The organism is Pseudomonas sp. PDM14 (genome assembly GCF_014851905.1).
Lineage (GTDB): Bacteria > Pseudomonadota > Gammaproteobacteria > Pseudomonadales > Pseudomonadaceae > Aquipseudomonas.
In genome coordinates this window covers 523,582-543,023 of the sequence record NZ_JACVAQ010000002.1, presented here as the reverse complement: position 1 = coordinate 543,023, position 19,442 = coordinate 523,582, and the positions used below count along the sequence as shown (strand labels likewise).

Here is a 19,442-nt window from a genome sequence, read left to right as displayed (position 1 = left end):
TATAGCGGCCGCGACACTGCCGACTTGAACCCCTGATGGGTAGCCATGACTTGACCAGTTCGCACCTAGAAGCCCAAGCCCTTGCCTGCGAGCGGGACTGGCGCCTGTTGTTCGAGGGCCTCGATCTGAGTCTGGCGAATGGCGCCATGCTGCAGGTCAGCGGCCCCAACGGCAGTGGCAAGACCAGCCTGCTGCGTCTGCTCGCCGGGCTGATGCAGCCCACCGCCGGTCAGGTGCTGCTGCATGGCAAACCGCTGACGCGACAACAGGGCGAACTGGGCAGCAGCCTGGTCTGGATCGGCCACGCAGCCGGCATCAAAGGCTTACTTACCGCCGAGGAAAACCTTGCCTGGCTCTGCGCGTTACACCGGCCGGCGCCGCGCGAGGCGATCTGGCAGGCACTGGCGGCGGTTGGCCTGCGTGGCTTCGAAGACGTGCCGTGCCACACCCTGTCCGCCGGCCAGCAGCGCCGCGTTGCTCTGGCTCGCTTGTACCTCGACTCGCCGCCACTGTGGATTCTCGACGAACCGTTTACTGCGCTCGACAAGGCTGGCGTTGCACAGCTCGAGGCGCATCTGGCTCAGCACTGCGAGCAGGGCGGCATCGTGGTGCTGACTACGCACCACACGCTCGGCGAAAAACCGTCCGGCTATCGCGAACTGGACCTGGGGCGGCGCGCAGCATGAGTGTGTTCCTGCAACTGGTCGCGCGTGAATCACGCCTGTTGTTCCGCCGCCCGGCGGAGCTGGCCAACCCGCTGGTGTTCTTCGCTATCGTCATTGCCCTGTTTCCTCTGGCCGTCGGCCCGGAAACCCAACTGTTACAACGTCTGTCGCCAGGCTTGGTGTGGGTGGCCGCGCTACTCGCGGTGCTGCTCTCGCTGGACGGACTGTTTCGCAGTGATTTCGAGGACGGTTCGCTGGAGCAGTGGGTCCTTTCGTCGCACCCCCTGCCTCTTCTGGTATTGGCCAAGGTACTGGCACACTGGGTTTTTTCCGGGCTGGCGCTGGTGGTGTTGTCGCCCGTACTGGCGTTGATGCTCGGTTTGCCGGGCAACTGCCTGCCGGTGCTGTTGCTGTCGCTGCTGCTGGGCACGCCGATCTTGAGCCTGCTTGGCGCGGTCGGCGCGGCACTGACGGTTGGTCTCAAGCGCGGCGGCTTGCTGCTGGCGCTGCTGATTCTGCCGCTGTACATCCCGGTGCTGATTCTTGGCAGCGGGGCGTTGCAGGCGGCCCTGCAAGGATTGCCGACGACTGGTCACCTGTTGTGGTTGGCCAGCCTGACTGCCCTGGCGGTCACCCTGACACCTTTCGCGATTGCCGCCGGCCTGAAGATCAGCGTCGGCGAATAACAATAGAGTTGCCGTGATGAACTGGACGTGGTTTCACAAATGGGGCTCCCCCAAGTGGTTCTATGAGATGAGCGGGCGCTGGCTGCCCTGGCTCGCCGTGGCCGCTGTTCTGCTGCTGGCCATCGGTCTGATCTGGGGGCTGGCGTTTGCGCCGCCGGAGAAGTACCAGGGCAACAGCTATCGGATCATCTACATCCACGTACCGGCGGCCTTTCTCGCCCAGTCCTGCTACCTGCTGATGGCGGTGGCCGGCGCGGTCGGGCTGATCTGGAAGATGAAGCTGGCCGACGTCGCCCTGCAGCAGGCCGCGCCCATCGGTGCCTGGCTGACCTTCATCGCCCTGGTGACCGGCGCGGTGTGGGGCAAGCCGACCTGGGGCACTTACTGGGTGTGGGACGCGCGGCTGACCTCGATGCTGATCCTGCTGTTCCTCTACTTCGGCATCATCGCCCTGGGCAACGCCATCAGTAATCGCGACAGCGCCGCCAAGGCCTGTGCCGTGCTGGCGCTGGTCGGTGCGGTGAACATCCCGATCATCCAGAAGTCGGTGGAGTGGTGGAACACGCTGCACCAGCCGGCCACCTTCAAGGTCACCGGCAAGGCCAGCATGAGCGCGGACATGTGGCTGCCGCTGATGATCTCGGTGCTCGGCCTGTACTGCTTCTTCGGCACGGTGCTGCTGTTGCGCATGCGCCTGGAAGTGCTCAAGCGCGAATCCCGCGCCAGCTGGGTCAAGGCCGAAGTGGCGCGACTGGTCGGAGGCAAGGCATGAGTTTCTCTTCTTTCGCCGAATTCCTTGCCATGGGCAGCCACGGCCCCTACGTATGGTCGGCCTACGGCATCAGCCTGGCCGTGCTGGCTCTGAACGTCGCCCTGCCGATCCTGGCGCGGCGCCGTTACCTGCAAGACGAGGCGCGCCGTTTGCGCCGGGAGAACAATCAGTGAACGCGGTCCGCAAGAAACGCCTGTACATCGTCCTCGCCATTCTCGCCGGGGTCGGCGTCGCCGTTACCCTGGCGCTCTCGGCGCTGCAGGAGAACATCAACCTGTTCTACACGCCAACGCAGATCGCCAATGGTGAAGCACCAAAGGATTCGCGCATCCGCGCCGGCGGCATGGTCGCCAAGGGCTCGCTCAAGCGCACCGGCGATTCGCTGGACGTCGAGTTCGTGGTCACCGACTTCGCCAAGAACGTGACCATCCGCTACCGCGGCATCCTGCCCGACCTGTTCCGCGAGGAGCAGGGCATCGTCGCCCTCGGCAAGTTGAACGAGGAGGGCGTGCTGATCGCCGATGAAGTGCTGGCCAAGCACGACGAGAACTACATGCCACCAGAAGTGACCAAGGCGCTCAAGGAAAGCGGCCAACTGCAACCCGACAAGAAAGAGGGTTGAGCATGGACCTGAACCTGATGATTCCAGAACTCGGCCACCTGGCCATGATCCTCGCCCTGTGCCTGGCGGTGGTCCAGGCCACCCTGCCGCTGATCGGTGCCTGGCGCGGTGATCGCCAGTGGATGAGCCTGGCGCAGCCGGCCGCCTGGGGCCAGTTCGCCTTCCTGCTGTTCTCCTTCGCCTGCCTGGCCTGGGCGTTCATGGCCGACGATTTCTCCGTGGCCTACGTCGCCAGCAACTCCAACAGCGCGCTGCCCTGGTACTACAAGTTCAGCGCCGTGTGGGGCGCGCACGAAGGCTCGCTGCTGCTGTGGGCGCTGATCCTCGCCGGCTGGACCTTCGCCGTCTCGATCTTCTCCCGCCAGCTGCCGGAAGTGATGCTGGCCCGCGTGCTGGCGGTGATGGGCATGATCAGCATCGGCTTCCTGCTGTTCCTGATCATCACCTCCAACCCGTTCGAGCGCCTGCTGCCCAATGCCCCGGCCGATGGCCGCGACCTCAACCCGCTGCTGCAGGATTTCGGCCTGATCGTTCACCCGCCGATGCTCTACATGGGCTACGTCGGCTTCTCCGTGGCTTTCGCCTTCGCCATCGCCGCGCTGCTCGGTGGCAAGCTGGATGCGGCCTGGGCGCGCTGGTCGCGGCCGTGGACCATCGTCGCCTGGGCCTTCCTCGGCATCGGTATCGCACTCGGCTCCTGGTGGGCCTACTACGAACTCGGCTGGGGCGGCTGGTGGTTCTGGGACCCGGTGGAAAATGCCTCGTTCATGCCCTGGCTGGTTGGCACCGCGCTGATCCACTCGCTGGCCGTGACCGAGAAGCGCGGCGTGTTCAAGAGCTGGACCGTGCTGCTGGCCATCGCCGCCTTCTCCCTGAGCCTGCTCGGCACCTTCCTGGTTCGTTCCGGCGTGCTGACCTCGGTGCACGCCTTCGCCACCGACCCGGAGCGCGGGGTGTTCATCCTGGCCTTCCTGCTGCTGGTGATCGGCGGCTCGCTGACCCTGTTCGCCATACGTGCGCCGGTGGTCAAGAGCCAGGTCGGCTTCGCCCTGTGGTCGCGTGAGACGCTGCTGCTGGTCAATAACCTGGTGCTGGTGGTCGCGGCCTCGATGATCCTGCTCGGCACGCTCTATCCGCTGGTGCTGGACGCCATGAGCGGGGCCAAGCTGTCGGTCGGCCCGCCGTACTTCAACGCCCTGTTCGTGCCGCTGATGGGCGTGCTGATGGTGGTGATGGCCATCGGTGTGCTGGTGCGCTGGAAAGACACGCCGGTCAAGTGGCTGCTCGGCATGCTCGCGCCGGTGCTGCTCGGCAGCGTCGTTCTGGGCGTAGTCGCCAGTCTGCTGATGGACGATTTCCACTGGTCGGCGCTGGCGGTGTTCCTGCTCGCGGCCTGGGTGGTGCTGGCTGGCGTGCGCGATCTGCTCGACAAGACCCGCCACAAGGGCCTGTTCAAGGGCATCCTGGCACTCAACAGCAGCTACTGGGGCATGCAGCTGGCCCACCTGGGCATCGCCGTCTGCGCCGTTGGTGTGGTGCTGGTGAGCCTCAACAGCAGCGAGCGCGACCTGCGCCTGGCGCCCGGTGAGTCGCTGGAGCTGGGTGGCTATCGCTTCGTCTTCGAAGGTGCCGAGCACCATGAGGGGCCGAACTTCACCTCCGACCGTGGCACCGTGCGCGTGCTCGACGACGGCAAGGAAGTCGCCGTGCTGCACCCGGAAAAGCGCCTGTACACCGTGCAGAACATGCCGATGACCGAAGCCGGCATCGACGCGGGCTTCACCCGCGACCTCTACGTCGCCCTCGGCGAGCCGCTGGAAAACGGCGCCTGGGCGGTGCGTGTGCATATCAAGCCGTTCGTGCGCTGGATCTGGCTGGGTGGCCTGATGATGGGCTTCGGCGGCCTGCTCGCGGCATTCGACAAACGCTACCGGGTCAAGGTGAAGACGCGCGTGCGCGACGCCCTTGGCATGAACGGGGTGACTGCATGAAACGCCTGATCCTGCTGCTGCCGCTGGCACTGTTCCTGGCCATGGTGGTGTTTCTCTATCGCGGCCTGTTTCTCGATCCGGCGGAGCTGCCGTCGGCACTGATCGACAAGCCGTTGCCGGCGTTCAGCCTGCCGGATCTGAAGAACGACCAGCGCCTGATCACCGAGAAGGACCTCAAGGGGCCGGCGTTGGTCAACGTCTGGGCCACCTGGTGCCCGACCTGCAAGGCCGAGCATCACATGCTCAATCGCCTGGCCGAGGCCGGCGTGGTGATCCACGGCGTCAACTACAAGGACGACAGCGAGGCCGCGCGCAAGTGGTTGAAGGACTACCTCGACCCTTATCAGGTCAACGTCGCCGATCCGCAGGGCTCGCTGGGCATCAACCTTGGCGTTTATGGCGCGCCGGAGACCTTCCTCATCGATGCCCAGGGCATCATCCGCCACAAGTACGTCGGTGCCATCGACGAGCGCGTCTGGCGTGAAGAGCTGGCGCCGCGTTATCAGGCCCTGGTGGAGGAAAAACAGTGAAGCGCCTGTTGATCATCTGCCTGCTGGGCCTGAGCCTGGTCGGCGTGGCGCGTGCCGCCATCGACACCTACGAGTTCCGTGACGAGGCCGAGCGCGAGCGTTTTCGCACCCTGACCGAAGAGCTGCGCTGCCCGAAGTGCCAGAACCAGAACATCGCCGACTCCAACGCGCCCATTGCCACCGACCTGCGGCGGGAAATCTTCCGCATGCTGGAAGAGGGCCGCAGCAACGACGAAATCGTCGACTTCCTGGTCATGCGCTATGGCGACTTCGTGCGCTACAAGCCGCCGATGGATGCACGCACCTACCTGCTGTGGTTCGGCCCGGCCGCGCTGCTCGGTGGCGGCTTGCTGCTACTCGGCGTGCTGGTGGTGCGCCGTCGTCGCGTGGAAAACGCCCCCGAGCAGGCCGCACTGTCGGCCACTGAAAGCGAGCGCCTGAGCGCGCTGCTCCAGCAAAACTCCCAGGACCCCAAATGATCGAATTCTGGCTCGCCGCCGGCCTGCTGTTGCTGGCCGCCCTGGCTTTCCTGCTGATTCCCGTGCTGCGCGGCCGCAAGGCCCAGGCCGAAGAAGACCGCACCGCCCTCAACGTCGCCCTGTACCAAGAGCGCCTGGCTGAATTGCAGGGGCAGCGCGCAGCTAACGTGCTGACCGATGAACAACTGCAGGCCGGGCAGGCCGAGGCGGCCCGTGAGCTGCTGGCTGATACCGAAGGCGTCACCGGTGAGCGCGTCTCGCGCCTGGGCAAGGCGTTGCCGCTGATTGCCGCTTTGCTGGTGCCGCTGGTCGGTGGCGGTCTGTACCTGCACTGGGGGGCCAGCCAGCAGATCGCCGCGATGGGCGAGCAGCCGCGCGAGCCGAGCATGGCCGAGATGACTGCGCGCCTCGAGGCTTCGGTCAAGGCTGAGCCGGATTCCGCCGAGTCCTGGTATTTCCTCGGCCGTATCTACATGGCCCAGGACCGCGCGCCGGACGCCGTCAAGGCCTATGAGCAGGCGGTGCGTATTGCCGGTCGCGCGCCGGAGCTGCTCGGCCAGTGGGCGCAGGCGTTGTACTTCGCCAATGGCAAGCAGTGGTCCGAGTCGATCGCCGCGCTGACCAGCGAAGCGCTGCAGGCCGATCCGAACGAAGTGACCAGCCTCGGTCTGCTCGGCATCGCCGCCTTCGAGGGCGAGCGTTACGCCGAGGCCATCGACTACTGGCAGCGCCTGGTTGCGCAGATGCCGGCGGAAGACCCGTCGCGTGCGTCGATCCAGGGCGGTATCGAGCGTGCTCGCGAGCGTTTGCTGGCGGGCGGTGAAACCGCGCCTGAGCAAGCAGCCGAGCCGGCCAAGCAGGCGGTGAATGCGATCAGGGTTCGCGTAACCCTGGCGGCTGCGCTGCAGGAGAAGGTCCAGCCGGGCGACAGCGTATTCGTCTTCGCCCGCGCCGCCTCCGGTCCACCGATGCCGCTGGCGGCCAAGCGCCTGAGCGTGGCCGATCTGCCGGTCGAGGTCGAGCTGAGTGACAGCGACGCGATGATGCCGCAGCTGAAGCTCTCCGGTTTCCCCGAGGTGCAGCTGGTGGCGCGTATTTCCCGCGCCGGCAACGCCACGGCGGGCGAGTGGATCGGTCGCGGCCAGCCGATCGCCAGTACTGCGCAAGAATTGCAGGAACTGACCATCGACAGCGCTGACCAAGCTAAATGACCTCACTAGCCCGCCATAGCCTGGTGCTGGCGCTGATGGTGCTCTCGGGCTGCAGCCTTACCGGCCGCCAGCCCAGCGAGCAACCGCCAGTGCCGAGCCAGCCGCCACAACCACCGCAGCAGCCTGGCTATCCGGCCACGCCGCAGCCGTCGTTGCCGAGCCTGCCACCGAAACCCTCGCAGCAGCAGACCCATCCGCGCTTCGCGCCGCCACCGGGCGGTAACAGCTATTGGGACAACGGCCTCAACGTCTACGTGATCAAGAGTCAGCCGGATCTTTACTACCGCGACCGCACCTACTACCGCTGGAGCGATGGCTGGAGCTGGGCGAGCAGCCCGAGCGGCCCCTGGCAGCCGACCGACAGCAGTGGCATCCCCGCCGGCCTCGGCCGCAAGTACCCTCAGTAACCGCTAGTCCTGCAGCGCGGCCAGCGCCCGCTGCAGATTGCCCCGCGCCGGTTGTTCCCAGCGCCGCGCCAACGCCTCGTGTTGATACAGCGCGGGCATTTCCAGCAGATGCCGCAGTACCTTGCTGCGCCCTGCGCGAAACAGCGGCTCCGGCACCCATGCGAACTCGGCACGTACGGCGCTTTCGTACTCGGCATAGATCGCCGGCGGCGTGGCGAGAATGGCCAGGTCGATATCCACCACCAGCGCGGTATCGATTCCTTGCGCTGGTTGCTGATGGCAGGTGGCGAGGATCAACGCACTGACCGGTGCGGCGAGTTGCTGCAGATCCGCCTCGCGCAACCACTGCGCGGTGCGCTCGGCGCTGGCGGCTTCGTTGTCCTGCCGGCGGGTGTCGTAGACCAGGTCGTGGGTCCACAGCGCCAGTTCGACGTGGTCCGGCTGTTCGGCCAGGTGGCGCCATTCATCGAAGTGGCGCAGGCAGGCGAGGATGTGGGCGTGGCTGTGGTAGTGGCGCTGCGGCTCGCCGTAGGCGGTCAGTAACTCTGCAAAGCTGCCATCCAGAGCGTCACTGCCCAGACGCTGCCAGAGTTCCAGCCAACGCGGCTCACTTAGCGGGTGATCATCGTGTGGCATGGACGTCTCCGTGGGTGATGCGACACAGCCTAGGAAGGTTTTCCCTGCCGCTGCAAGTGCCGCCGCGCGTATCGTGCCTGCGGCCTGTAAGCAGCGGTCTTGGCCGCGAAAAGCCCTGTGGTAAACTCCGCCGATCTTGCGTTCAGCACCCCCGCATATCAAGGAAAAGCATGACCTTCACGGCAGCGGACAGCCCTGTTCTGCAGTTCTCCGTGCGCAGCGGCGCGGAGGTTCCGGCATGCGCCTGAAGTGCATCAAGCTGGCAGGCTTCAAATCCTTCGTCGACCCTACTACCGTCACCTTTCCGAGCAACATGGCGGCCGTAGTCGGCCCCAACGGCTGCGGTAAATCCAACATCATCGACGCCGTTCGCTGGGTGATGGGCGAAAGTTCGGCGAAGAACCTCCGGGGCGAGTCGATGACCGACGTCATCTTCAACGGCTCCAACACGCGCAAGCCGGTGACCCAGGCGTCCATCGAGCTGATCTTTGACAACGCGGACGGCAGCCTCGGTGGCGAATATGCCGCCTTCGCCGAAATCTCCATTCGCCGTCGGGTGACCCGCGACTCGCAGAACACCTACTTCCTCAATGGCGTGAAATGCCGCCGGCGTGACATCACCGACATTTTCCTCGGCACCGGTCTCGGCCCGCGCAGCTACTCGATCATCGAACAGGGCATGATCTCCAAGCTGATCGAGGCCAAGCCCGAGGACCTGCGCAATTTCATCGAGGAAGCCGCCGGCATCTCCAAGTACAAGGAGCGCCGCCGTGAGACGGAAAGCCGCATCCGTCGTACCCACGAGAACCTGGCGCGCCTGACCGACCTGCGCGACGAACTGGAACGCCAGCTCGAACGCCTGCACCGCCAGGCCCAGTCCGCCGAGAAGTACCAGGAATACAAGGCCGAGGAGCGTCAGCTCAAGGCCCAGCTGTCGGCCCTGCGCTGGCAGGCGCTGAACCAGCAGGTTGGTCAGCGCGAGAAGGTCATCGGCGATCAGGAAGTGGCCTTCGAGGCCCTGGTCGCCGAGCAGCGCAATGCCGACGCCAGCATCGAGCGCCTGCGCGATGGTCACCACGAGCTGTCCGAGCAGTTCAATCTGGTGCAGGGGCGTTTCTATTCCGTGGGCGGCGATATTGCCCGTGTCGAGCAGAGCATCCAGCACGGTCAGCAGCGCCTGCGCCAATTGCAGGACGATCTCAACGAAGCCGAGCGCGCGCGCCTGGAAACCGAATCGCACCTGGGCCATGACCGCACTCTGCTGGCGACCCTGGGCGAAGAGCTGGCCATGCTCGAACCCGAACAGGAACTGACCAGCGCCGCTGCCGAAGAGTCGGCCGCCGCGCTGGAAGAAGCCGAAGGGGCGATGCACGGCTGGCAGGAACAGTGGGACGGCTTCAACCAGCGCAGCGCTGAGCCGCGCCGTCAGGCCGAAGTGCAGCAGTCGCGCAGCCAGCAACTCGAACACAGCCTGGAGCGCCTGGCCGAGCGTCAGCGCCGTTTGGCCGAAGAGTTGGCGCAGCTGACTGCCGACCCGGAAGACGCGGCGATTCTCGAAGTCGCCGAGCAACTGGCGATCAGCGAACTCAACCTCGAAGAGCTGCATGTCGGTGAGGAAGCGCTGATCGAGCGCCTCGAGCAATTGCGTGGCGAGCTGCAGCAGGCCAGCCAGGCCCAGCAGCAGGCGCAGGGCGAATTGCAGCGCCTGAGTGGCCGCATCGTTTCCCTGGAGGCCCTGCAGCAGGCTGCTCTGAACCCGGGCAAGGGCGCCGCCGAATGGCTGCGTGAGCAGCAACTGCACACCCGTCCGCGCCTGGCCGAAGGCCTGCGCGTCGACAGTGGCTGGGAGCTGGCGGTGGAAACCGTGCTTGGCGCCGACCTGCAGGCGGTGCTCCTCGACGATTTTGCCGGTCTCGACCTGCAGGGCTTCGACCAGGGCGAGCTGCGCCTGGTCAACCCGCAACGTGGCGGTACACGTAGTGCAGGCAGCCTGCTGGACAAGGTCGAGGCGCCATTCGACCTGACGCCGTGGCTTGGCCAAGTACTCCCCGTCGAGACGCTGGACGATGCCTTGGCGCGCCGCACACAGCTGGGTGAGGGTGAAAGCCTGATTAGCCGTGATGGCTACTGGGTTGGGCGCAATTTTCTCCGGGTGCGCCGTGCCAGCGCCGCCGAAAGCGGTGTGCTGGCGCGTGGTCAGGAGCTGGAAAAACTGGGCCTGGAGCGCGAGGAGCGTGAGGCGGCACTGGCCGATCTCGACGAGCGCCTGCAACAGCTGCAAGCCAGCCAGCGCCAACAGGAAGAGGCGCGCGAACAGCAGCGCCGCCGCGTGCAGGAAGAGGCCCGGCGTCAGGGTGAGCTGAAGGCGCAACTGTCCGCCGGCCAGGCCAAGGCCGAGCAACTGACCCTGCGCCGCCAGCGCCTGGACAGCGAACTGTTCGAGCTGGCTGAGCAACGTGAGCTGGAGCAGGAACAACTCGGTGAGTCGCGGCTGATCCTGCAGGACGCGCTGGATACGATGGCCGTCGACACCGAGCAGCGCGAGCTACTGCTGGCCAGTCGTGACCAGTTGCGTGAGCGCCTTGACCGGGTGCGCCAGGACGCGCGTCAGCACAAGGACCATGCCCATCAGCTGGCCGTGCGCCTGGGCAGCATCCGCGCGCAGCATGAATCGACCCGTCAGGCCCTGGAGCGCCTGGAACTGCAGTTCGAGCGCGCCATCGAGCGTCGCGAGCAGCTCAACCTCAATCTGGAGGAGGGCGAGGCGCCGCTGGAAGAGCTGCGCATCAAGCTCGAAGAGCTGCTCGACAAGCGCATGGGCGTCGAAGACGAACTCAAGCTGGCGCGCCTGGCCCTGGAAGACGCCGACCGCGAGCTGCGCGATGCGGAAAAGCGCCGCACCCAGGCCGAGCAGCAATCCCAGCTGCTGCGCAGCCAGCTCGAACAGCAGCGCATGGACTGGCAGGGCCTCAGCGTGCGGCGCAAGGCGCTGCAGGACCAGTTGCTGGAAGACGGCTACGACCTGCACGGCGTGCTCGCCACCTTGCCTGGCGAGGCCAGCGAGCAGGCTTGGGAAGAGGAGCTGGAGCGCATCGCCGCGCGCATCCAGCGCCTGGGCCCGATCAACCTGGCCGCCATCGACGAGTACCAGCAGCAGTCCGAGCGCAAACGCTACCTGGACGCGCAGAACGCGGATCTGGTGGAAGCGCTGGAAACCCTGGAAAACGTCATCCGCAAGATCGACAAGGAAACCCGCAACCGTTTCAAGGACACCTTCGACCAGATCAACGCCGGCCTGCAGGCACTGTTCCCGAAAGTTTTCGGTGGCGGCCATGCATACCTGGAACTCACTGGCGAAGATCTACTCGATACTGGGGTGGCGATCATGGCGCGGCCGCCGGGCAAGAAGAACAGCACCATCCATTTGCTCTCCGGTGGAGAGAAGGCGCTTACTGCCCTGGCTCTGGTTTTCGCCATCTTCAAGCTCAATCCGGCGCCGTTCTGCATGCTCGACGAAGTGGATGCACCGCTGGATGACGCCAACGTCGGCCGCTATGCGCGACTGGTCAAGGAGATGTCGGAAACCGTGCAGTTCATCTATATCACCCACAACAAGATCGCCATGGAGATGGCCGATCAGCTGATGGGCGTGACCATGCACGAGCCGGGTTGCTCGCGCTTGGTGGCGGTGGACGTAGAGGAGGCCTTGTCGCTGGTCGAATCCTGACCGCGAAGGGGCGTCGGGGAAACGTTTTGTACCGCGTCCATACGACCAAGATTGGCTTGCACCGCTGCACTTTTACCGTTCGTCGTGCTAGCTTAAGCCACAATTTTGTTACACGCAGAAAATACCTGTAAGAACATACAGTTGTCTGCGTTTTTCAGGGGGCGGGACGCCCTTTCTTCACTATCATTTTTACTGGTTCAGGGGCTCGAAAACTTCATGGAAATCGGTCTGCGCGAATGGCTGATCGTCATCGGTATCATCGTTATCGCTGGCATTCTCTTCGACGGTTGGCGGCGCATGCGCGGCGGCAAGGGAAAACTGAAGTTCAGGCTCGACCACAGTTTCAGCAACGTGCCGGATGACGGCTCCGACCCCGACCTGCTTAGCCCGCCGCGGGTCGTCGAGCGCAAGCGCGACCCGGAGTTCGTCGAAGAAGACATGCCGTCGATGAGCGCCACCGAGCTCAATCGCCGTCGCAACATCGAGCCGCAGCAGGGCGATCTCAATCTGGATACCGACGAGCCGGTACCGACTCTGTTGAATCCGGTCGACGACGACATCGAACCGAACCTGGGCAGCGCCCGTGAAGCGTTGCCGGTGGAGGAGGTGCTGGTGATCAACGTCGTCGCCCGTGACGAGGACGGCTTCAAGGGCCCGGCACTGCTGCAGAACATTCTGGAAAGCGGCCTGCGTTTCGGCGAGATGGACATCTTCCACCGTCACGAGAGCATGGCCGGCAATGGCGAAGTGCTGTTCTCCATGGCCAACGGTGTCAAGCCGGGTACCTTCGACCTGGACGACATCGAGCTGTTCAGCACCCGCGCCGTGAGCTTCTTCCTCGGCCTGCCAGGCCCGCGTCATCCCAAGCAGGCGTTCGACGTGATGGTCGCCGCCGCACGCAAGTTGGCTCACGAACTGAACGGTGAGCTGAAGGATGACCAGCGCAGCGTGATGACCGCGCAGACCATCGAACACTACCGTCAGCGTATTGCCGAGTTCGAGCGCAAGCAGCTGACCAACAAGCGCTAACCGCACCGTTTTGCAGAAAGAGCAGCTCCGGCTGCTCTTTTCGTTTGAGAGACCGCCGCCATGACCGACGCCACTTCCGCCGCCTCCCGTATTCTCGAACTGCGTAGCGAGCTGGATCAGCACAACTACCGCTACTACGTGCTGGACGAGCCGAGCATCCCGGATGCCGAGTACGACCGCCTGTTCCGCGAGCTTCAGGCCCTGGAGGCCGAGCATCCCGAACTGGTCACGCCGGAGTCGCCGACCCAGCGCGTCGGCGGCGAAGCGCTGAGTGCGTTTGGCGAGGTGCGCCACGAGGTGCCCATGCTCAGCCTGGGCAACGCCTTCGAGGATGAAGATCTGCGTGCCTTCGACCGCAGCGTGCAGAGCGGCCTGGGTTTGCAGGGTGGCGATCTGTTCGGTGGTGGCGTCGAGGTCGAGTACAGCTGCGAACCCAAGCTCGACGGCCTGGCGGTCAGCCTGTTGTATCGCGACGGTCAACTGGTGCGTGGCGCCACCCGTGGCGACGGCAGCACCGGTGAAGACATTACCAGTAACGTGCGCACCATTCGCAATGTGCCGCTGAAACTGCAGGGCGAGGGCTGGCCGCAGGTGCTGGAAGTGCGTGGCGAGGTGTTTATGCCCAAGTCCGGCTTTGAAGAGCTCAACGCACGCCAGGCGGAAATCGGCGGCAAGACCTTCGCCAACCCGCGCAATGCTGCTGCCGGCAGCCTGCGCCAGCTCGATCCGAAGATCACTGCCAGCCGCCCGCTAGAGTTCTGCTGCTATGGCGTCGGCCAGGTCAGCGGCGAGTTGCCGGGCACTCAGGTGACGATGTTGCAGCAGCTCAAGAGCTGGGGCATTCCCATCAGCCGCGAGCTGAAACTGGCCAAGGGTATCGAGGCCTGTTTCGACTATTACCGCGATATCGGCGAACGGCGCATGAGCCTGGCCTACGACATCGATGGCGTGGTGTTCAAGGTCAACACCATCGAGGATCAGCAGCAGCTGGGCTTCCGCGCGCGCACGCCGCACTGGGCCATCGCTCACAAGTTTCCGGCGCAGGAAGAACTCACCGAGCTGCTCGACGTGGAGTTCCAGGTCGGTCGTACCGGCGCGGTCACGCCTGTTGCGCGACTCAATCCGGTCAAGGTGGCCGGCGTGATGGTGGCCAACGCCACGCTGCACAACATGGACGAAGTGGCGCGCCTGGGGGTGATGATTGGCGACACGGTGATCATCCGCCGCGCCGGTGATGTGATTCCGCAGGTGATGCAAGTAGTGCTTGAGCGCCGCGATCCGAGCGTTGTTCGTCCTGTACAGATTCCTAGCGAATGCCCGGTGTGCGGTTCGGCGGTGGAGCGCACCCAGCTGATCAAACGCAGCAAGGGCAAGGAATCGCTCAGCGAGGGTTCGGTCTATCGCTGCGTTGGCCGTCTGAGCTGCCAGGCGCAGCTCAAGCAGGCGATCATCCACTTCGTCTCGCGGCGTGCCATGGATATTGAAGGTCTGGGCGACAAGACCATCGAACAACTGGTGGACGAGAAGCTGATTGGCTCGCCGGCGGATCTGTACAAGCTCACGTACGAGCAGATCATCGGCCTGGAAGGCTTTGCAGAGGTCTCCAGCAACAAGTTGCTCAAGGCCATCGCCGATAGCCGCAAGCCGACGCTGGCGCGTTTTATATACGCCCTGGGAATTCCGGATGTGGGTGAGGAAACCGCCAAGGTGCTGGCTCGCTCTTTGGCCTCGCTGGCACGTGTACGCCAGGCGTTGCCGCAGGTGCTGACCTACCTGCCGGATATTGGCCTAGAGGTTGCGCACGAGATTCACAGCTTCTTCGAGGACGAGCACAACCGGCAGGTGATCGATGCCCTGCTCGGCGAGTGCGGACTGCAGCTGCAGGATGAGGGTGGGCTAAATGCCGAGTTCACCGCCATCGCCACCCTGGGCGGCATGCTCGACAAGTTGAATATCCCCAGCGTCGGGCCGGGTGCGGCGCAGAAGCTGGCCGAGCGTTTTATCAGCCTTGAAGGTGTGTTGGCCGGCGACTGGCTGGATATGCGTCAGACGCTGCCGGAGAAGCAGGCCAAGGCGGTGCGCGATTTTTTCGATAATACGGAAAACGCTCGACTTGCCCGTGCCATCGAGCAGCAACTGCGCGAGTTCGGCATGCACTGGGAGAGCGAGAAGAAAGTCGTCGAAGGCTTGCCGCTGGCAGGGCAGACCTGGGTGCTGACCGGCACGTTGGAGCTGATGAGTCGCGATGTCGCCAAGGACAAGCTGGAGGCGCTGGGCGCCAAGGTGGCGGGTTCGGTGTCGGCGAAAACCACCTGCGTGGTGGCGGGGCCTGGGGCAGGCTCGAAACTGGCCAAGGCCAACGAGCTGGGGGTGCGGGTACTGGACGAGGCGCAGTTCGTGGCCGCGCTGGGTGAATACGGGGTGCAGGCCTAGCCTGCGCTTCGGCCCTGGTTCCGGGGCGCCCGGAACCAGGACGATGCACTCAGTTCAGCGAGTCGGTCAGTGCCTTGGCTGGCACGAACTTGACGACTTTCTTCGCGGCGATCTCGATGCTCTTGCCAGTCTGCGGGTTGCGGCCGGTGCGTGCCGGGCGCTCGCTGACCTTGAGCTTGCCGATGCCTGGCAGGGTGATTTCGTCGCTGTTTTCCAGCGAGTCGCCAACGATTTCCGCGAGGTGCTCGAGGACGGCACGAATGGTCGCTTTCGGGCTGTCGACCGCTTCGGCGAGGTCGCTGATCAGTTGGTCTTTGGTCAAGGCCATGGTGGTGCTCCGTGAGTCATGTAGGAAAGCCGGTGGGCTGCAGGGCCCATGGTAGAGCGCAAGCTAGCACAAAGCCCTGGCCCGTGGCTTAGTCCGTCATCTGTGCATCCGGGTTCCACAACTGGATGATGAAGCGCAGGTCGCCCTTGATTCCGGGTGTGCTGTTGCTGTCGAACGGGATGCGCACTTCGACCCGACCGCCGGCCAGGCTCTTGGCATCCAGCACTTCACTGGCCGGGCTTACGCCCTGATCCTGCCAGGCGTAGTGGATGGTCCAGTCGCCTTTGGGCGCATCCGGCGCCACCAGCTCCAGCACCAGCGCATTGCGGTACAGGTAGCTGCCTTCGTAGTGCTGGTTGACCCAGAGCTTCTGCTCGATCTCGTAGTCCGGCACGCGCACGTTGAAGATCAGGTTGTAGGCCAGCGACCGGCGCGAAGGCACCACCTTGGCACGATTGGAGAGAAACACCGAAGACAGGTACAGCAGGCCGTTCTTCTTCGGTGCGCTTTTCCAGTCACGGTGCGCCAGGCAGGCGACCGAGTCTTCCTCGCTCACCCGGCGGGTCAGGTACCAGAGCTTGCCGCGCGGCGAGGCGAGCGCCTCGAACTGGTACAGCGCATCCACGTTGCGGCCCTGGTCCTGCGCCGTCTGCACCTCGCGCGGCAGGCGAATCTCCGTGATATCGACCCACAGGTCGGCGCGTACGTCGCCGAACAGGAAGCGCGTGAGGTTCTGGTAGGACTCCTCGCTGTTGACGATGCCGAAGTAGCCCGAGTGGGCGCGGTAGGCGAAGGCCTTGGCGCAGGCCAGCCCTGGCTTGCGTGTGTCGGTCAGGGCTTGCAGGGTGGCGCTCTCGATGCGCACCAGGCCGTCGCTGCCGTGGCCGGCGAAGCTGCGCGACAGGCCCATCGCCACTTCGTAGTCGCTGCGGTTGGTGCCCACCATGCAGAAAGTGCGCTCGGCGATCTTGCCGGGCAGCCAGTTGACCCGGTCCTCATCCTTTTTATAGACATCCTCCAGCGCGAGAAAGCGCGCCAGGTTCGGCCGGTTGAAGTTGCTGATGTCGTTCCAGGTCAGCCAGCTCGGGATGTTCTTGCCCAGCACGTCGATGCCGTTGTGCGGGGTGGCGTAGGTGAAGAACTTGTCGACGTATTTCGCCGCGCCTTTGCTGTCGAGCTTGGGGTTCTGCAGCAGGCCACGGCAGACCAGGCCGCCCATCGAATGCGCCACCAGGTAGCAGCGAAAGTCCGCCGGGGCGATGGCGTTGTCCGGGTTGCCGCAGACCAGCTCGCGGACCTTGAGGATCAGTTCGCCGAGCTTGCTGGCGAAGACCTCCAGGCTCGGCACCTTGCCGATGCCGAGCAAGGTCGAAGCCTCGTCGTAATAGCGATAAACGATGATCGAACGGCTGTTCAGGCGATGCTCGGGGTCGTCGTGCCACTCGGCGTCGAGGATGTCGTAGCCGTCCTCGTAGACGTCGCGGTAGCCGAAGTCCGATGCCAGGCGAATCACCGGTGACTCGAAGATGAACTTGCGCGGCTGTTTCTGCCGGTTGGCCACCGCGCGGTACACCGTGGAGCCAAGGTTGAAGCCGCAGAACGGGTCGGCGCTGGTGGCGTCGATCTCCGAGGGCGTCATGGCATAGCCGCGTACATAGATGATCGGGTGGAAGGGCGTGTGTCTGCTGACCATGGGGCGCTCCTGGGGCGGTTGCCGAGGGCTCCTGCATTGGCGCGGCACTGCCGGACTTCGGGCGAGCGTCAGGGCGGGGCGGAGGCGGGTCGTAAGCGCCCGCTGTCGACAACCATAGCCGCCGTTGGCGGCTTGTCACGCAGGTGCCAGCCGGCAGGCTCTGCTGCGCGCATCGGACGCACTGCAACGGCGCAAAACTGGCTATGCTCAGGGCATAACAACACGACCATCTGCCGCTGGAGTTTCATCATGCTTCGCATATTTGCCGACCTCGCGTTTCGCTGGAAGATTGCCCTGCCGATTTTTCTCCTGGCGGTGCTGCTGGTGCTGATGGGCGCGCTCGGCATGCAGGGCATCAGCCAGGTGGCGGACTCCAGCAGCCGCCTGACCCAGCGTTCGCTGCCGGCGATCAGCCTGCTGCTGAATGCCGACCGTGACCTCTACCAGGCACTGGTGGCCGAGCGCGGGCTGCTCGACGAAGCGGCCGGCGAGCACATCGCCGGGCTGCGTGCGGCGCACGCGGAAAACATCCAGCAGGCGGCTGACCGCGTGCACAAGTACGCGCAGATGCAGCCGAGCAGTGAAGCGCTGAAGCTGGTCGCCGATTTCGACCGTGGCTGGGCGCAGTGGAAGGCGACCTCCAACCGCGTGCTCGAACTGGCCAGCAGCGATCCCGATGCCGCTTCCGCGCTGAGCTTCGGCGACAGCGAAGCGCAGTTCGAGATCATGCGTGGGCCGATCGACCAGCTCGGCGAGCTGGAAGACAACGCCGCCAATGCCGAAGGCCAGGCCGCCATCGCCCTGGGCGAGAAGCGCAGCTGGCAGCAGGGCGCGATCATCGCCGTCGGCCTGTTGATCTGCGTGGTGCTGGTGCTTGGCTTCCCGATCCTGATTACCCGTCCGCTGCACAACCTGCTCAACCGCATCGAACAGATCGCCGATGGCGATGGCGACCTGCGCGTACGCCTGGAAGTGATGTCACGCGACGAGCTGGGCAAGCTCAGCCATGCCTTCAACCGCTTCCTCGACAAGCTGCAGCCGCTGATCAAGGAGGTCGGTCGGGTCACCGGCGAGGTCGCCGATTCGGCGCAGAGCCTGGCGGGGATGGCGGCGGCGAATGATCGTCTGATCAACAGCGAGCATGCGGCGGTGGATCAGGTCAGCACGGCGGCTACCGAGATGAGCGCGGCGGTGCACGAGGTGGCGCGCAATGCGCAGAACGCCGCCGATGCCGCGCGCGGTGCCGAGGTGCAGTCGCGCGAGGGCGCACAGGTGGTCGGTGCGACCATCCATGCGATTCGTCAGCTGGCCCAGGAAGTGGAGGGCGCCTCCGACACCATCCAGACCCTGGCCCAGGAAACCGCCAACATCGGCGCGGTGCTGGCGGTGATCAAGGGCATCGCCGAGCAGACCAACCTGCTGGCGCTCAACGCGGCCATCGAGGCGGCGCGAGCGGGCGAGCAGGGCCGGGGATTTGCCGTGGTCGCCGACGAGGTGAGGGCGCTGGCCGCACGCACCCAGGACTCGACCAAGGACATCCAGCAGATGATCGAGCGCTTGCAGTCCGGTGTGCAGAACGCGGTCAAGGCCATGCACTCGGGCAGCGTCAAGGCGCGCGACAGCGTCGACCGCGCTGCCGGCGTCGACGATGCGCTGTCCGCCACCGGCGACTCGGTGGCGCGGATCAACGACATGGCCGCGCAGATCGCCACCGCCTGCGAAGAGCAGAGCGCGGTGACCGAGGAGATCGCACGCAACATCAGCGACATCCGCGACCTGTCCAACGAGGCGGCGCAGACGTCCGAGCAGAGCACGCAAGCCAGCCAGCGCCTGTCCGAGCTGTCCTCCGGTTTGGCGCAACTGGTCGGACGTTTCCGCGTCTGAGGCCTTGTTCGTCCGTAAGTGGTTGAAGCGGTTGTAAGTTTGTTTCGAACCAGTACAATGGCGCGGCCCGTCGCCTGACGGGCTTCGTTATGGTGGCCCCATCGGTCCCCCCGCAACGATTACCCGTTAACCTGGTCAGGCCCGGAAGGGAGCAGCCACAGCGGGAACATTGTGTGCCGGGGTGTGGCTGGTGGGGTCGCCTCCATATCGTAAGTCCTTGAATTCTCAAGGATTTCTAAGTCAAAAATCTCGAAGTGTGACAGCCGTGTAGAACACAAAAGTGTTCCAAGGCGGCAGCCTACATCTGCTTGATTCTGCTCGACAAGCTCTCGATTGCCCCATTGCTCCC

General features: G+C 64.8%; 17 protein-coding genes, 1 other RNA gene and 1 pseudogene. 16 read left to right on the top strand and 3 right to left on the bottom strand.

All coding sequences use genetic code 11. The annotated features are described in order from the left end of the window. The first annotated feature begins 35 nt into the window (after positions 1 to 35). From ccmA to IB229_RS15095, 10 genes are read left to right on the top strand one after another with little or no spacing between them, the layout of a single operon-like run. Positions 36 to 686 carry a cytochrome c biogenesis heme-transporting ATPase CcmA gene (ccmA, locus tag IB229_RS15140; RefSeq protein WP_192330419.1) on the top strand — a complete coding sequence of 217 codons (651 nt, stop codon included), beginning with the start codon at positions 36 to 38 and terminating at the stop codon, positions 684 to 686. Further along, a complete protein-coding gene (gene ccmB, locus IB229_RS15135) occupies positions 683 to 1,351 on the top strand; it encodes a heme exporter protein CcmB (protein WP_192330417.1) in 669 nt (222 codons plus the stop codon). The genes ccmA and ccmB overlap by 4 nt, the downstream gene beginning before the upstream one ends. A gap of 13 nt (positions 1,352 to 1,364) precedes the next feature. Next, complete coding sequence (locus IB229_RS15130) at positions 1,365 to 2,123, top strand: heme ABC transporter permease (RefSeq protein ID WP_192330415.1); 759 nt, start codon at positions 1,365 to 1,367, stop codon at positions 2,121 to 2,123. Further along, complete coding sequence (gene ccmD / locus IB229_RS15125) at positions 2,120 to 2,296, top strand: heme exporter protein CcmD (protein WP_192330413.1); 177 nt, start codon at positions 2,120 to 2,122, stop codon at positions 2,294 to 2,296. The genes IB229_RS15130 and ccmD overlap by 4 nt, the downstream gene beginning before the upstream one ends. Then, positions 2,293 to 2,745 carry a cytochrome c maturation protein CcmE gene (ccmE, locus tag IB229_RS15120; protein WP_192330411.1) on the top strand — a complete coding sequence of 151 codons (453 nt, stop codon included), beginning with the start codon at positions 2,293 to 2,295 and terminating at the stop codon, positions 2,743 to 2,745. Before ccmD ends, ccmE begins: the two co-directional genes overlap by 4 nt. 17 nt (positions 2,746 to 2,762) lie before the next feature. Next, entirely contained in the window at positions 2,763 to 4,736 is a 1,974-nt protein-coding gene (locus IB229_RS15115) for a heme lyase CcmF/NrfE family subunit (RefSeq protein WP_192331586.1), read from the top strand. Continuing rightward, entirely contained in the window at positions 4,733 to 5,266 is a 534-nt protein-coding gene (locus IB229_RS15110; protein ID WP_192330409.1) for a DsbE family thiol:disulfide interchange protein, read from the top strand. The genes IB229_RS15115 and IB229_RS15110 overlap by 4 nt, the downstream gene beginning before the upstream one ends. Then, positions 5,263 to 5,745 (top strand): cytochrome c-type biogenesis protein, encoded by a 483-nt coding sequence (locus tag IB229_RS15105; protein WP_192330407.1) that lies wholly within the window; start codon positions 5,263 to 5,265, stop codon positions 5,743 to 5,745. The genes IB229_RS15110 and IB229_RS15105 overlap by 4 nt, the downstream gene beginning before the upstream one ends. Beyond that, positions 5,742 to 6,956, top strand: coding sequence for a c-type cytochrome biogenesis protein CcmI (ccmI, locus tag IB229_RS15100; RefSeq protein WP_192330405.1), 1,215 nt, complete (start codon positions 5,742 to 5,744; stop codon positions 6,954 to 6,956). The genes IB229_RS15105 and ccmI overlap by 4 nt, the downstream gene beginning before the upstream one ends. Then, entirely contained in the window at positions 6,953 to 7,363 is a 411-nt protein-coding gene (locus IB229_RS15095) for a hypothetical protein (RefSeq protein ID WP_192330396.1), read from the top strand. Before ccmI ends, IB229_RS15095 begins: the two co-directional genes overlap by 4 nt. A gap of 3 nt (positions 7,364 to 7,366) precedes the next feature. Here IB229_RS15095 and IB229_RS15090 read toward each other — a convergent pair whose 3' ends face one another. After that, a complete protein-coding gene (locus tag IB229_RS15090) occupies positions 7,367 to 7,999 on the bottom strand; it encodes a hypothetical protein (RefSeq protein ID WP_192330394.1) in 633 nt (210 codons plus the stop codon). Between the two features lie 238 nt (positions 8,000 to 8,237). Between IB229_RS15090 and smc the strand changes: the two genes are divergently transcribed. The 3 genes from smc (at position 8,238) to ligA (ending at position 15,188) form a co-directional block, all read left to right on the top strand. Continuing rightward, entirely contained in the window at positions 8,238 to 11,726 is a 3,489-nt protein-coding gene (smc, locus tag IB229_RS15085) for a chromosome segregation protein SMC (RefSeq protein ID WP_192330392.1), read from the top strand. A 216-nt stretch (positions 11,727 to 11,942) separates the two neighbouring features. Continuing rightward, on the top strand, positions 11,943 to 12,755 hold the full coding sequence (zipA, locus tag IB229_RS15080; RefSeq protein ID WP_192330390.1) for a cell division protein ZipA: 813 nt from the start codon (positions 11,943 to 11,945) through the stop codon (positions 12,753 to 12,755). 60 nt (positions 12,756 to 12,815) lie between these two features. After that, positions 12,816 to 15,188 (top strand): NAD-dependent DNA ligase LigA, encoded by a 2,373-nt coding sequence (gene ligA / locus IB229_RS15075; RefSeq protein WP_192330388.1) that lies wholly within the window; start codon positions 12,816 to 12,818, stop codon positions 15,186 to 15,188. Between the two features lie 49 nt (positions 15,189 to 15,237). Here the strand turns inward: ligA and IB229_RS15070 are convergent, their stop codons facing one another. Continuing rightward, positions 15,238 to 15,516, bottom strand: a complete 279-nt coding sequence (locus IB229_RS15070) for an HU family DNA-binding protein (RefSeq protein WP_192330386.1) — start codon at positions 15,514 to 15,516, stop codon at positions 15,238 to 15,240. Between the two features lie 88 nt (positions 15,517 to 15,604). Continuing rightward, positions 15,605 to 17,209 carry a hypothetical protein gene (locus IB229_RS15065; protein WP_192330384.1) on the bottom strand — a complete coding sequence of 535 codons (1,605 nt, stop codon included), beginning with the start codon at positions 17,207 to 17,209 and terminating at the stop codon, positions 15,605 to 15,607. 249 nt (positions 17,210 to 17,458) lie between these two features. On the opposite strand from IB229_RS15065, the pseudogene IB229_RS22320 reads away from it, so the two are divergent. From IB229_RS22320 to ffs, 3 genes and pseudogenes are all read left to right on the top strand, one after another. Continuing rightward, positions 17,459 to 18,235 (top strand): annotated as a pseudogene (locus IB229_RS22320) (MCP four helix bundle domain-containing protein); the annotation flags it as partial. A 78-nt stretch (positions 18,236 to 18,313) separates the two neighbouring features. Next, positions 18,314 to 19,093, top strand: a complete 780-nt coding sequence (locus IB229_RS22315; protein ID WP_412547804.1) for a methyl-accepting chemotaxis protein — start codon at positions 18,314 to 18,316, stop codon at positions 19,091 to 19,093. A 99-nt stretch (positions 19,094 to 19,192) separates the two neighbouring features. Further along, positions 19,193 to 19,289, top strand: an RNA gene (ffs, locus tag IB229_RS15055) — signal recognition particle sRNA small type. Positions 19,290 to 19,442: the final 153 nt, after the last annotated feature.